This is a genomic window from Acinetobacter sp. SwsAc4 (assembly GCF_013391535.1).
In the GTDB taxonomy this organism is placed as follows: Bacteria; Pseudomonadota; Gammaproteobacteria; order Pseudomonadales; family Moraxellaceae; genus Acinetobacter.
On the sequence record NZ_JACAXC010000001.1, the window covers coordinates 98950 to 113218 of the forward strand.

The following is a 14269-nucleotide window of genomic DNA, read 5'->3' on the forward strand; positions in this document are numbered from 1 at the left end:
TATATAAGGATAATGAAGATAAATTGAAGCATAATAGATTTAGAGGAAGACCAATTTCCCAAAAGTAATACAAATCAATCGGAATAATAAAAAAATAAACACACCACTTAAAATATTTTTCAAATTGTTGTTGCGAAAGCAAAAATAAGGCTAAGATTGGAAGAACATCTACAATTAAGAATAAGTAAATGTAAGGGTGTTGAACCAAGCGCCAACAGAGGTGTTCAAACTTAGCCATAACAATTGTTGGTTATTTTGATAATAAAAATATTCTATCCCATAGAAAAATAGAATACCTAACATGTATACAGCTACACCATAAGTTTTCCATCGTTCTTCTTTATAAATTATTTGAATAAAGTGTATTTCTTATTGTCCATTAATTCAACCAAGTTTTGATCACCTGATACTTGGTTGAATTTCGTATTTTTTTAGCTTATTTATCAATCAAACTTCTGATTTTTTCCACAGTTTCAGTCGGATGCTCTAATGGGAACATATGTCCACCATTAACAATTGAAAAAGGAATACCCAATTTCCGTTTAGCAACTTGAGGAAGTTTTTCTTTTAAGAACACACTATCACGACCAACAACCAAATGAACAGGTACTCTAGGTTTTGGCATAGGCAACCACCACATCGATGGTGTCGTTCTAAACATTGCAACCTCATCCACTTTCGGGATGGTTAAAGTCACTCCACCCTTCAATGGATCATTGCTCAAAGCATGCTGAATATAAGCTTGGAAGCAATCTGCATCAAAGTGTTGATAAAATCCTCTAGAGCCTAAAAGTTCTGCTGCTTGTTCACGAGACTCCCAATGATCACGGCGACGTACAGATAGACCTGCTGGCGTAATTTTATCGACCAATTTAGGTTGAAAAACTTTAGCAAGATGAAAAGCAAATGATGCTTTACCTATAATAAATGGTGGGTCAAGCATCATCACTTGAGAAAACAACTCAGGACGACGATAAGATGCCATTAGTGTTAATACAGAACCTAACGAGTGTCCCAAGCCAATTACTTTTCGACCTTGTGATTGTTGCACGATACTATCAATGATTTGATCAACTAAATGCCTCCATCCATGTGTAATTGGATAACGTTTATCAGTGCCAATCTCTGCAACATAGATAATGTCATATTGATCTTTTAACTGCTCAAATAGCTTCTGATAAACTTTAGATGGAACACCATTAGCATGTGCAAAATGAATCAAAGGTTTCATAAGCGTTTCTTTCAATTTATATATTGATTGGTCGATTATCTCGCGCTGCAAATGCTTTGCAATTTAAAAGGGAGAACTGCCCAGTTATGTTTAAAAATAAAAAAGGCTGTGAATGATCATAGCCTAGTCTTGATGATTATTGTATTTTTGCATTTTGTTGGGTTTGTAGTTGTGCAGAAAGTGAACTACTAATTCCTTCACCAATCTTTGTACCCATACGTCCTAAAATCGACTCTAAAGGATTGCGTTGAACGGTATAATCTAATTTCTGATCTATTTTAAGATCGCGCATCAATGTTGTAATACTACCACTACGATCTGCAACACCTAATGCAATTGCCTGTTCACCCGTCCAGAATAGACCAGAAAATACCGCAGGATCATTTGACTTTAATCGTTTTCCACGACCTTCTTTGACTGCATTAATAAAATGTGTATGAACATTATCTAAAACAGCTTGCACATGTGCTTGTTGCGCTGGATTAATTGGCTTAGTCATACTTAGAATGTCTTTATTATTACCAGAAGTTAAAGTACGGTCTTCAACACCAAGTTTTTGCGCTAAACCACTCAAACCATAGTTCGGCATAATCACACCGATTGAACCAACCAAACTTGATGGGTTTACAATGATCTCATCTGCAGCAGAAGCAATATAGTAAGCACCCGATGCACCCATATCACCAATCACGGCATAGACTTTTTTATCTGGATGTTGTTTTTTAAGGTAGCGAATCTCTTGCCAAATCTCATCAGATTGCACGGGTGAGCCACCAGGAGAATTAATATTCAATGCAATCGCTTTACTGCCAGTGGCTTCAAATGCACGATTTAATGCTTTATTGGTGTCTTCACTATTGACAGTAGATTGACCACTAGAAGAATCAATAGTTCCAACAATATCAATCACAGCTAAATGATCAGAGCTGACATTCGTATTTGATTTTTCTACAGAAGTTGAGCAGCCTTTGCTCATTGCGATCAATACGATTAATAAATACGCAAAACCTAAGCATTTAAAAAAGATGCTCCAACGTCGACTACGGCGTTGTTCTTCGACAGAAGCCAAAACAGCTTTTTCTAAAATCTGCCATTCTTTGCCTGTCACATTATTGCTATTTGTAGGTTCATTTTGTGGTTTTGGTGGCCAATCGGACATAAGATTCCAATCCAATGTATTGTAAAGTGAATTTATTATATACGTTGATTTATAGAAAACTGTTTAAATAACTTGTTTTAACTTATAATTATTTTATACGTTATACTCTCCTCTTGTAATTTTTTTAATGTTTGATATATGGCACACCCCAAATCAACAAATAGTAATTACCGTCTCATCCAATTTCTGAGTCATCAACCACTCCAATTAGGTCGTTTTATCGCAGGTTTTGTTGCACGATTACTCAATAGTTTCCAGCTTTCTAAACTCTCAAAAATTATACAATTGAATTTACAGATCGCATTTCCTGAAGCATCTCAACAAGAAATAAATCAATTAAAAAAACAAGCAATTAAAAATGAACTAACCTCTTATTTTGAATTTGTGAGCATTTGGGGAGCTTCAAATGAGAAAAATATTCAGCGCATTCACAAAATTCATAATGAGCATTATTTTCACGAAGCCCTCGCAGAGAAAAAAGGACTTGTCCTGATTATGCCTCATTTGGGTACTTGGGAAGTGATGAATGCATGGCTATCCAAACATACTCAAATGACCATCCTTTATAAGCCAGTGAAAAATCCTGATGCTGATCGTTTTGTTCGTGATGCACGTAGCCGTAATCAAGCGAATTTAGTACCCACTGATGAAAGTGGAGTTCGTCAGATTTTTAAAGCATTAAAACAAGGTGGTACAACTGTTATTTTACCTGATCACACCCCTGATCACGGTGGTGAAATGATTAAGTATTTTGGTATTCCCTTGGCATCGAGTAGTTTAAGCGCAAAGTTAATTCAAAAAACAAAAGCACGAACTTTATTCCTTTATGCTTTGAGGAATGACAAAGGTGGATTCGACATGCATATCGAGCGTATCAATCCTCAAATTTATGAAGGCAATGCCGAAGATGGTACGCTTATTATTCATCAGACTTTGGAAAATTTAATCCAACGTCTTCCAATGCATTATCACTGGAGTTATAAACGATTCAGTGCGAACCCTAGCTTACGCAAAATTTATGATATTGACGTCAACGAAGCTTTAGCAAAAGTTGCTGAAGTTCGTCGGCAAGAAAATACTCAACTTTAATCCTATAAATATTGTGATATGAAAATATTACAATATTTAAGTTATTTTCTTTCCAACCATTTAATTTGCTGTCTTTGCTGTCTGAGCTCAACCTGACCATTTTCAAAAACAAAACGAATTGTTCCTGCTTCAACCGTAGTTAATAATGGAATGTGTAGCGCCTGTAGACGATTTTTCAACTCTTGACTAGGATGTCCATAACGATTATCAAACCCTGCCGAAGCAATCGCAAGTTTCGGTTTTAAAGTCGCTAAAAAATCATAAGCAGAACTATGTTTACTCCCGTGATGTCCCAAGATCAAAACATCTACTTTTAAGTCGGGATATTGTTGCATTAATTTATATTCAGCCTCCCAACCTGCATCTCCCATGATTAAAAATTTTTGATAAGGTTGGGCATTTAGAAACTGCAAATACACCATACAGGAATACTCATTTTGCTGATCCTTTGCATGAATAAGCTCATCTGATTTAGGGGATAGAATTTCAACTTTTAGATTTTCATATGACCAATGCTGACCTTGCTGACAAAATGAGAAATTGTTTTTGAACTGCATTTTTTGGTCATATTCATTTGACTGAACTTGGGATATTTCAAAGTTTTTTTGAATAATAGGAAAAGCACCACTATGGTCTTGATCAAGATGAGATAAGATTACATGGTCGATGTGGCGTACACCTTGTTGCCGTATAAATGGAATAACAACCCGCTCTCCTAAACTAAATTTATTTTCATTGTAAGAGCCCCCTGTATCAATCATAAAGATTTGTTCGGGATGTTGTAAAAATACAGCTTGCCCTTGTCCAACATCTAAAATATTTAAAACCGTAGGTTGAGTCTTTACACCTATACATATAGGTAAAAAACAAATCAATGCCCAAGCTTTAGGAATCGTTCCCCTCGGCATAAATAAAATAAGCATACCAAGGATTAAAGATACCATCATTAAGGGTGTATAACTTACCCCATATAAATGCGGTGCAATATTTTGCAAGATGTCTAAAATTGACATCAATATAGATAATACAAAATCATTAATTTGAAATAAAAACTGCCCTAATGCAGGAATGATGAGCCAAATACATGCAGCCAGAATACCTACTGGCACAACGACACCGCCAAGTAAAGGAATTGCAATTAAGTTACTTACAGGTGCAATCCAAGAAACTTGCTGAAAGAAAATCAAGACTAATGGTAATAAGGCGATAAAAATCTTAGATTGCGATTCAACCAAAGCTTTAGCAGCTAAAAATATTTTTTGAGTCCACGTAATCGGCTGATCTTGCGGTAATTGTGCAATGGTCTGATAAACTCTAAGTAGAATAAAACAGGCCCCATATGACAGCCAAAAACCAGCGGATAGAATACTAAAAGGATCAAAAAGTAATAATATACTGGCACTATAAATCAATAAGCTAAATGGGCGAATCGATTGACGAAAGAAGAGAAAAATACTTGCAAGCAAAGCAGTCAATAAAGTTCTGATCGCTGGAATCTCAAAACCAACAAATGCCACATAGACCAGAACACTGAGTAAAAATGGCAATAATAATAAAATTTGTCTAGGCTGCCATAAGTATAGATGTGGGCAGTAATGCTGTATGAGACGTTGTATCAACCAAGACAACATGAATGCAAAGATCAACACATGTGGACCAGAAATCGCTAACAAATGCGAAATTCCAAGCTGTTGAAATTGTTGTTTCAATGTGTTGGATAACAGGCTTTCATCACCTGTTAGCAAGGCTAAAAGTAAACCTTTATGCTGAAGCTTAGAAGTTTGTAACATCTGCCGAAATTCTAAGCGTTTCATCTCAACGCTTAATAAAAACTTAGCAGAAAAGCTTTGCTGTTGCTTTAAGTGACCTTGATAACCCAAACGGTAAATTTCATCAAAGCTTAAAGGTTGAATAGACTGCACTGAAAATGCAGACATTATATTTTGCTGCAAAAACCATTTTTCCTGATCAAATGCACCCACAACAGCATAACTATGCACTGGTTTAATCTGACCATAAACTCGATAATAATGACCCAACTGTAAACTTTGCTTCTGATTTAACTGATATTTGTCTTGTTTTAAATAAAGTAACCAGTTGACAGATTGCTTATGTCGATTAAGCACTTCAGCAATTTGTTTATGACCATCATCACTCAATTCATCTATATTTTTAATATAAACAATTGCTTCATAGGATTGTGATTCAAACTCTTTTAATTGCAGTCGTTGTTCTAATGCGGAATCTGCAAAATGATATCCTGTTGTAAACAATCCCCAGCTTGCACTGATTAAAATAAGTGCTTTATAAAAAGGTCGATAAAAATAGAATTCTTTCTTGTATATGCCAAAGCTAAAGATCAGGATTGCAATAGCCAACCAAATCCACCATGTCAGCTCGATAAAATCAAGATGAAATCCCATGATTGCAATACCAGCAATCCAGCCCAATAAAATAATTTTTAACATGTAATTTTTTAATTAAGTTTTTGATTTTTCTGAACGCAAAATTAAAGCCCGTTTTCAGGGCTTTAACAAGAGATTAAACAAAATAAATTATTTTGGATCAATCCATAAACCATCTTGCATATGCAAAATCGAATCTGCTGATTGAGCCAATTGCTCATCATGAGTCACGATTAACATCGCCATATTCAGCTCTTTTTTGAGATCAGTCAGCAATTCAAAAATACTCAATGCTGTTTTACGATCTAAATTACCAGTTGGTTCATCTGCTAAGACAACTGCAGGTTTCGTCACTAAGGCGCGCGCTAAAGCCACACGTTGACGCTCACCGCCCGATAATTCACCTGGTTTATGATCTAAACGATGCGATAGACCGACACGATCAAGTAGGTATTCTGCTTGTCTTTTAACATCCTTATAATTACTTTCACGACGTAACATCAAAGGCATGGCTACATTTTCTAAAGCAGAAAACTCAGGCAACAAATGGTGAAATTGATAAACGAAACCTAGATATTGATTACGTTTATAACCACGCTCTGCTTCGCCTAAATTATCAAAACGCTGACCTTGCAAAAAGACTTGTCCTTGCGATGGTTGCTCTAGGCCACCAAGCGCATGTAATAACGTACTTTTACCTGAACCACTCGAACCAACAATGGAAACAAACTCGCCTGCTTTTACTTGAAGTGATAAACCTTTAATCACTTCAACTTTGCTTTTACCATCATCAAAATGTTTATAAATATCTTTGGCTTCTAAGACGATCTTACTCATAACGTAATGCCTCAGCAGGTTGAACTTTGGCTGCACGTAATGCAGGATAAATTGTCGCCAAAAAGCTCATCAATAATGAAACAATGACAATTACGGTAACATCTTGCCATCTGAGATATGAAGGCAGATAGTGAACAAAATAGGCATCAAACAAGTTCAAACCTAGAGCAGTATTGAACCAAGAAATAATATCACTAATGGTCAATGCTAAAGTTACACCTAACACTGTTCCTGCAATCGTTCCAATGACACCAATCACCGTGCCTTGTACCATAAAAATTTTAGTGATCATGGACGGTGAAGCACCGAGAGTCCGCAGAATCGCAATATCAGATTTTTTATCTGTTACGACCATTACTAAAGATGAAACGATATTAAATGCAGCAACCACAATAATCAGAACAAGAAGTAAACCCACTAAGGTTTTTTCCATCTGAATCGCATTGAAAAGATTGCCGTGCGTATACGTCCAATTCGATGCGTAGAAATTACTTGGTAATTGTTTCACGATATCATCTGCAACAGATGGTGCAGCAAAAATATCATCTAACTTTAATCGCACGCCTTGCGCACCATCAGGCAAACGCAATAATGTTGATGCATCATTTAAGGCGATATAACCCACCATCGAATCAACTTCTGCACCTACACTAAAAATTCCAACCACTTTAAAACGTTTAAAGCGTGGTACAACACCTGCTGGTGATGGTGTTGCTTCAGGCAGAACTAAGGTGACATTGTCATTTAAACCAAGACCAAGTGCATCGGTCATATCCTTGCCTAGAACAATACCGAACTCGCCTTTCTTCAAAGCATTTAAATCACCTGAGACCATATGGTTTTGGATAATTGAAACTTTCTTTTCATATTTAGGCTCAATTCCGGTCACCATAATCCCTGCCACTTGCCCTTGAGCGGTTAACATCCCTTGCAATTGAGTAAATGGTGCAACACCTGTCACATGCGGATGGTGTTCAACTCTTTTTACAAGCTCAGGCCAATCTGTTAGTATCTGAGTAGAAGAAACTGTGGCTTGCGGAACCATTCCAAGAACACGATTTTTTAATTCACGGTCAAAACCGTTCATAACAGACAGTACTGTAATAAGGACAGCAACGCCAAGGGTTAAACCAATCATGGAAACCAAGGCAATAAAAGAAATAAAATGATTACTTCGCCGAGCACGAGTGTATCTCAACCCTATATACAGCGAAATTGGCTTAAACATACCATTTAGTCCGAGGTGATTTATTATGGAAAATTCACAACATCAGCTTGTTGAGGACAACTCTGAACGTCGAGTGATGTCTCGTATTGATGCTGTGTTAAGAATCAACTATCAAGTCATTCCTGACGACGTTGCGCTGAATGATCCTTATGATTCTCACTTTGTATTGCCACGCTATTTTCTACTACTTGCTGAATTAGATCAATTTGATCATGCATTTCGCTACGAATTAGAACAATTAAATGAAAAAGATCAACAAATTGCTCGCATATTATCCCTTTTCAATCAAAAATTGAATCTGATTACTGGTTCTTTTTACGACAATATCGTGCAATCCCTACTGCCAGTCCCTGAACAAGTTAACTTTTCCGAGAACGGTTTGAGCTTCTTTAGCTCACAAGATATTAATGAAGGAACCTACATTCATATTACGTTGAGTCATCCTGAAAACTACTTTCATATCGCAGCAACTGCTCAAGTTGCTTACAGCTCAGCAGATGAACAAGGTAAATTCCGTATTGGTGCTTATTTCATTACCCTTAATCCACAAGATCGTGCCAAATTAGCGGAAAGTATTCAAGAATCACAACAAACTGAAATCAACCCAAATTAAATATGAAAATGTCGTTTTCATATTTTCAAACGGCGATAGGTATTAAAATCTTTATAAAAATAAAGACACAAACCTAATAGAATGATGCTTGCCCCAACAAAAACCTGTGCAGACAACTGTTCATGATTGAGGTAAGCACCTATGAGTATTGCCAACATTGGGGTCATCACCGTCGTCAGTGATAAGGTGGTCGCTTTCAAATTTTGTACCAGCTTAAAATAACAAAACATCGCAATTAATGAAGCCATTACAACAGTATAAGTCAACGCTAACAATGATTTCGTCGAAGGAATGTGCGTTGGTGCATGTTGCCAAATCCAAGGGAGTAATAATATGGCTAAGATTGTTGAAACCAGAATTGAACCGGTTGCTTGAGCCATCGGTTGCACATCCGCATTGATTTTTTTCACCAGAAAAATAGAAAGCGAATATGCAAAAACACTCATCAGCATTAAAACAATACCTATCGGCTGCACATGCTTTTGACTGCCACTCAGACAAATCATCGCTAACCCAATAATTGAGGTTCCCATCCCCAACCACTGCAAACTCGCTAACTTTTGTTGAAAACCAAAACTTCCAATCAGCCCAGCCATGATCGGAGCTAAGCCGAACATCAATGCAATCAATCCAGAACTTAAATAAGGGGTTGCTGCATAAGTAAAAATTTGCGAACCGATCAAACTTAATGAACCAGCTACATAACTTGATAACGCAACTTTATGAATCGGGAATTTAACCTTTAACAGCAATAACACGCTAACCGCCAAAGGTAAGGCAATAAAAAAGCGTAATACCAAAGCCCACATAGGGTGTAAATCAGTAACACTCCAAACAATTGCTAATGGCGTGGTTGCCCAAATGAATACTAATAATCCATATGTCAGTACTAAGTTGATTCGTGAAGGCATATTTAGCTCAAGAAGCGGTTTTGCGTTTTTGTTTGAAAATAGTTTGATCTAAAGAGCTTGAGAATTCACGTTTATCACGTTCAGAAATAGGTGGTGGACCGCCTGTTTGCACACCTGCACCACGCAAAGTATCCATAAAATCACGTAAATGCAGGCGTGCTTTAACATTGGCAGTGGTATAAATTTCACCTCGTGGGTGAATAGCAATCCCACCTTTTTCAATGACTTGTGCAGCAAGTGGAATATCTTGTGTAATGACAATGTCATTTTCATGCATACGCTCAATGATTTCTTTGTCTGCTTGATCTGCCCCACTCATCACCTGAATCGAATTAATCCGTAGAGATGGCGTAATCCCAACATTCTGATTAGCGACAAAGGTAACTTCTAATTGATAACGATCAGACGCACGTAAAATCACTTCACGTAAAATTTTAGGTAAAGCATCCGCATCTACCCATAATTTAAATGGCAGCACGTTGGCACAAGCTCATAAAAATAAAAATATAGTGTAGCAGATTACGGTAAAAGTAGAGTTAGCATCATTAGAATAATTGCTGCTGTCCATTTCATTGATTAGATTTGAGATCAAAAACAGAAATTTGAATTAATTTTTAATGAATTACATATCCAGACTTGAAAAATGGATGTTACCCTCGATTTAATAGAATAAGTTCAATCTTTTTAGCATCACGCTTTATGAAAAATCAAAACAGTCCTGAAACTATTAAAATTCAAGATCAAAATTTCGGCAATCATGTTGAGCATTGGAACCTATTGACTGATACACCCGAAACAGATGTTCCCAAATGGTTAGGATTGGCACTTGATGCTCCAGTGATGCCTATGGGCTTATGTGAAGATGAACAAGATATGGATCAATCATTTTGGTTGATTCAAGGGCCAAAGGGTCAGTCTATTTCAATCAATCAAATTATTGCGGTTGAAAATCAAAAACCACGCGCATTAAAAACAGCATTCCCAAGTTTTGAAAGCCCATATAAATATGATGCCCAAATTGAACGTATTATTACTTGTGATTCTGCGACTCAAGCAGTATTACGTCTGAGTTTAAATAAAAATACGGTTATTTATGCATTTGATAATTTATTCAGTGTTAATCACTGCCAATATGATCAAAATCAAACTTATCAAGTTCAATTTAATGCTTGGGCATATGAATTAGAACCAGTTGCTGAAAATGAGAAAATCATTGTTGATGACCCTGCATCAATTAAACATCATCGTGCTTTAAATGCTATTTTGGCTGAACATAATGGTGTTGCACCAGAAAACTTACAAGAGCTGATTAACGACTGGCAACCACAAACACCTGAAGATCACGAACCTGTAACCGTTGATTTTTCTAAAATGGTGGCATATTTGTATGGTGAAACATTAGGTCAAGAAGATGAAGCTTGGTTCCAAGGTAATATCGTTGGCAAAACAACCATGCAATTTATGCAAGATGAATATACGCTGTATGATGTGACTTTAGTTTTAGAAGATGATTTACCTGCAATTTTAATTCGAATTGCAACAAAAAATGATTTGTATAAAAACTTTAACATTGGCGAATATATTCGCGGCAACCTATGGATTCAGGCGAATATTTATGCTAAAACTGCACTAAAGTGACAAAAAATCACACAAATGGCATTTTTAGGCGTTCTAATGAAAATTATACCAGAACAAACGACCACCAGTTTGATTCATTCGAGTGATCAAGGTCTTAAACTTGATGTTGGTGCTTTTTGCTTTTTTTTACTTGGTATGTTTTTAGCAGCACTCTTTTTTCATCAAATCGGCTTATTTTAATTTTTAGATTTAAATTGTGTGAATAAAAAAGCCCTCATTCATGAGGGCTTTTATTTTATGGATGATAAATTGCTTAACCGTGACGTTTTGCAAACTCGTCCATGAAATTAACCAATGCTTGTACCCCTTCTAAAGGCACAGCATTGTAAATACTTGCACGCATACCACCCACAGAGCGATGACCTGCTAAGTTAAGCAAATGGCTTTGCTCAGCTTCTTTTAAGAAAAGTTTCTCAAGTGCTTCATCTGCAAGTGTAAATGGTACATTCATGATTGAACGATTTGGAATTGCGATTGGATTATTATAAAAATCACTAGAATCAATATATCCATAAAGCAATTTTGCTTTTTCTTGGTTTACTTTATACATTGCGTCTACACCGCCTTGTTCAAGTAACCATTCAAATACTAAACCAGACAAATACCAAGCATAAGTTGCAGGCGTATTTACCATTGAATCATTTTTTGCCTGATCTGAATATTTCAAAATGCTTGGAATTTCAGGTTTTGCTTGATCTAATAAATCATCACGCACAATAACGATCGTTAAACCTGCTGGGCCAATATTCTTTTGTGCCCCAGCATAAATTAAACCGAATTTACTTACATCTAATGGTGCAGACAAAATACTTGAAGAAAAGTCACATACCAACGGCGCATTAACGTCTGGTACACCTGCAAATTGTAGACCACCAATCGTTTCATTATCCGCATAGTGCACATAAGCCGCATCGTTTGAAAGATTCCAAGTACTTTGCTCAGTAATGGCGTGTTTTCCATCAATGAGCGTACCCGCTTCAATGACATTGATGTCCCCATAACGTTTTGCTTCTTTCAACGCTTTTTCAGACCAAATACCAGTATGAATATAATCAGCTTTCGCATTCTTGCCGAGCAAGTTTAAAGGAATTGCTGAAAATTGAAGCGATGCCCCACCTTGTAAGAACAATACTTTATAGTTCTCAGGAATGTTCATGAGCTTACGCAAATCTGCTTCAGCTTTTTCCGCGACAGCAACATAGTCACTACTACGATGACTCATTTCCATGATCGACAAACCTTTACCTTGCCAATCCAACATTTCTTGTTGAGCTTTCTCTAAAACGGCAGTAGGTAATGCAGCAGGACCAGCGCAGAAATTATAAGCACGCATGAGTTTTCCCTTGTCAAAGTGAAACAAATTGAAATTGGGATTTAATCATAGATTAGCGAAGGTTGCAGCAGCTTATCGAGTAAATATTTCAATTTTAGTGCAAAAAACATATAAATTTTTTAATCTGCTTTTGATTATTTTGATGCATTTTATTCACTGATCACAGTTTAAATCCCATCCTTCTTTATAGATTAAAAACTCTATTTTTTACAAATTCAATACACCAATTGAAGTGATATAACTATTTAATTAAAAACATAATATTTCAATTTTATAAAAAGAATTTAGACTATCCAAGGATATGATTAAATTGCGATATACTCTAATGTTGAAACGACATGATCGACCGAGCCTTCAGGTCAAACGGTTTCCAAAACAGCTCAGCCTATATATGAGCCTGATTAGTTGTACCCTATTTTCATTACCATCATTTGCTCAGACCTTCAGTTATAGCCAAGCTGAACAATATGTCGTGCAAAATGCTTATAGTTCTCAAGCGCAACAAGCCTTACAGCAAGCATCGCAATTAGAAATGGAAGCTGTTAAAAATTTAGGCTTACCAAGAATTGATTTAAATGCTCGAGCCTATGCATTTCATAGTGAAACGAGCGTGCCTCTTGAATCAAGTAAACGTCGTTTAGAAAATTCATTAACAAATGGTTTCGATGAAAAATTATCTCAATGGCAAAATGTATTACCTCCAGAAGTCATCGATCAGGTCAGCCAAGGTTTTGATCAAGTTGTTAGCGATGGTTTAAATAAAGTTCCAAATAACTTAGATGTCACTGTTGAAGATCATGATGTTCGTACTTCAGTTTCAATGGTTATGCCGCTATATACAGGTGGAAAAATTAATAGCGCTAAACAAATCGCCACTATTCAAGCAAAACGCTCAAATATTAGTGAAAAACAACAGCAAGATACACAACGTTTCGAAATGATTCAGGCTTATTTCAATGTGCAATTACAACAACAATTAGCCAAGTCAGCATTGTTTAATTTGAATGCGATGCAAGAGCATTATAACAATGCGCTAAAACTTGAAAAACAAGGTTTTATTAACAAGGGACAGCGTATGCAATTTGAAGTTGCACGCAATAATGCTGAACGTACTTACCAAAATGCACAGTCTAATTTAAAAGCGAGCGAATTTAGTTTACAGAATCTATTACAAACCAAAGAAAGTGTCAGTCTAAGCACCCCACTTTTTGTGAATTTAACTCAGAATCATTCTTTGGATAAATTGCTTGCAAATTATGATCAGAACTCAAGTTTGATTAAAAAACTACAAATAGATACTGAATTGGCCAATGAAAATGTGAAAGTTCAACAAGCCTCTAAAAAACCAAGTGTTTTTGCTTTTGGAGAATACGGCTTAGATAGCAAAGAAAATTGGATTGTTGGTGTGATGGCAAAATACAATTTATTCTCAGGTATAGACAATAATAAAAATATCCGTGCAGCAGAGCTCAAAAAATATGCAGCAGAGCTTATGACTGAACGGACAAAACAAGAAGTCGAAAATGTTTTATACAAATCTTATAGTGAATTAAACTCTTCGCAAAATAGCCATCAATTACTTACCCAGAATACCAAAGCAGCTCAAGAAAATTTAAGAATCCAACAACTTTCATTTAAAGAAGGTATGGGTACTGCAACGCAAGTGATTGACGCACAAAATGCTTTAAGTACTTTAAAAACTGAAATGGCACTCAACTCGTATAAATATATTTTATCTTTGGCCACCTTATTACAAAGCTATGGTTCTATTGATGAATTTAAGCTTTACGTTAATCAACCACGTACTGACTATATCCGCTAATTG

Annotated in this window: 13 protein-coding genes; 5 read left to right on the forward strand and 8 right to left on the reverse strand. The window is 36.2% G+C overall.

Annotated features, from left to right (window positions below; all coding sequences use genetic code 11):
- Positions 1-436: 436 nt before the first annotated feature.
- Together HYG88_RS00485 and sppA are read right to left on the reverse strand one after the other, a co-directional pair.
- Positions 437-1231 (reverse strand): alpha/beta fold hydrolase, encoded by a 795-nt coding sequence (locus tag HYG88_RS00485; RefSeq protein WP_005161279.1) that lies wholly within the window; start codon positions 1229-1231, stop codon positions 437-439.
- A gap of 136 nt (positions 1232-1367) precedes the next feature.
- Positions 1368-2390, reverse strand: a complete 1023-nt coding sequence (sppA, locus tag HYG88_RS00490; protein ID WP_005161282.1) for a signal peptide peptidase SppA — start codon at positions 2388-2390, stop codon at positions 1368-1370.
- Between the two features lie 138 nt (positions 2391-2528).
- Between sppA and HYG88_RS00495 the strand changes: the two genes are divergently transcribed.
- Complete coding sequence (locus HYG88_RS00495) at positions 2529-3479, forward strand: lysophospholipid acyltransferase family protein (protein ID WP_005161285.1); 951 nt, start codon at positions 2529-2531, stop codon at positions 3477-3479.
- A 41-nt stretch (positions 3480-3520) separates the two neighbouring features.
- Here HYG88_RS00495 and HYG88_RS00500 read toward each other — a convergent pair whose 3' ends face one another.
- The 3 genes from HYG88_RS00500 to HYG88_RS00510 all read right to left on the reverse strand — a co-directional run bounded on the left by HYG88_RS00500 (position 3521) and on the right by HYG88_RS00510 (position 7949).
- The gene (locus HYG88_RS00500; RefSeq protein WP_178882388.1) at positions 3521-5947 is read right to left on the reverse strand and encodes a DNA internalization-related competence protein ComEC/Rec2; all 2427 of its coding nucleotides are present in this window, start codon (positions 5945-5947) and stop codon (positions 3521-3523) included.
- 87 nt (positions 5948-6034) lie between these two features.
- Complete coding sequence (gene lolD, locus HYG88_RS00505; RefSeq protein ID WP_050041672.1) at positions 6035-6721, reverse strand: lipoprotein-releasing ABC transporter ATP-binding protein LolD; 687 nt, start codon at positions 6719-6721, stop codon at positions 6035-6037.
- The gene (locus HYG88_RS00510) at positions 6714-7949 is read right to left on the reverse strand and encodes a lipoprotein-releasing ABC transporter permease subunit (protein ID WP_005161293.1); all 1236 of its coding nucleotides are present in this window, start codon (positions 7947-7949) and stop codon (positions 6714-6716) included. Before HYG88_RS00510 ends, lolD begins: the two co-directional genes overlap by 8 nt.
- Before the next feature lie 25 nt (positions 7950-7974).
- On the opposite strand from HYG88_RS00510, the gene HYG88_RS00515 reads away from it, so the two are divergent.
- A complete protein-coding gene (locus HYG88_RS00515) occupies positions 7975-8562 on the forward strand; it encodes a PilZ domain-containing protein (RefSeq protein WP_005161296.1) in 588 nt (195 codons plus the stop codon).
- Between the two features lie 17 nt (positions 8563-8579).
- Here HYG88_RS00515 and HYG88_RS00520 read toward each other — a convergent pair whose 3' ends face one another.
- Entirely contained in the window at positions 8580-9473 is an 894-nt protein-coding gene (locus HYG88_RS00520) for a DMT family transporter (RefSeq protein ID WP_005161299.1), read from the reverse strand.
- 7 nt (positions 9474-9480) lie between these two features.
- A complete protein-coding gene (locus HYG88_RS00525) occupies positions 9481-9951 on the reverse strand; it encodes a YaiI/YqxD family protein (RefSeq protein ID WP_005161301.1) in 471 nt (156 codons plus the stop codon).
- A gap of 221 nt (positions 9952-10172) precedes the next feature.
- Between HYG88_RS00525 and HYG88_RS00530 the strand changes: the two genes are divergently transcribed.
- Positions 10173-11111, forward strand: a complete 939-nt coding sequence (locus tag HYG88_RS00530; protein ID WP_005161305.1) for a hypothetical protein — start codon at positions 10173-10175, stop codon at positions 11109-11111.
- A gap of 36 nt (positions 11112-11147) precedes the next feature.
- Positions 11148-11291, forward strand: coding sequence for a hypothetical protein (locus HYG88_RS00535; protein WP_178882389.1), 144 nt, complete (start codon positions 11148-11150; stop codon positions 11289-11291).
- A 73-nt stretch (positions 11292-11364) separates the two neighbouring features.
- Here the strand turns inward: HYG88_RS00535 and serC are convergent, their stop codons facing one another.
- Positions 11365-12444 (reverse strand): 3-phosphoserine/phosphohydroxythreonine transaminase, encoded by a 1080-nt coding sequence (gene serC, locus HYG88_RS00540; RefSeq protein ID WP_178882390.1) that lies wholly within the window; start codon positions 12442-12444, stop codon positions 11365-11367.
- A 325-nt stretch (positions 12445-12769) separates the two neighbouring features.
- Between serC and HYG88_RS00545 the strand changes: the two genes are divergently transcribed.
- Positions 12770-14266, forward strand: coding sequence for a TolC family protein (locus HYG88_RS00545; RefSeq protein ID WP_178882391.1), 1497 nt, complete (start codon positions 12770-12772; stop codon positions 14264-14266).
- Positions 14267-14269 lie beyond the last annotated feature (3 nt).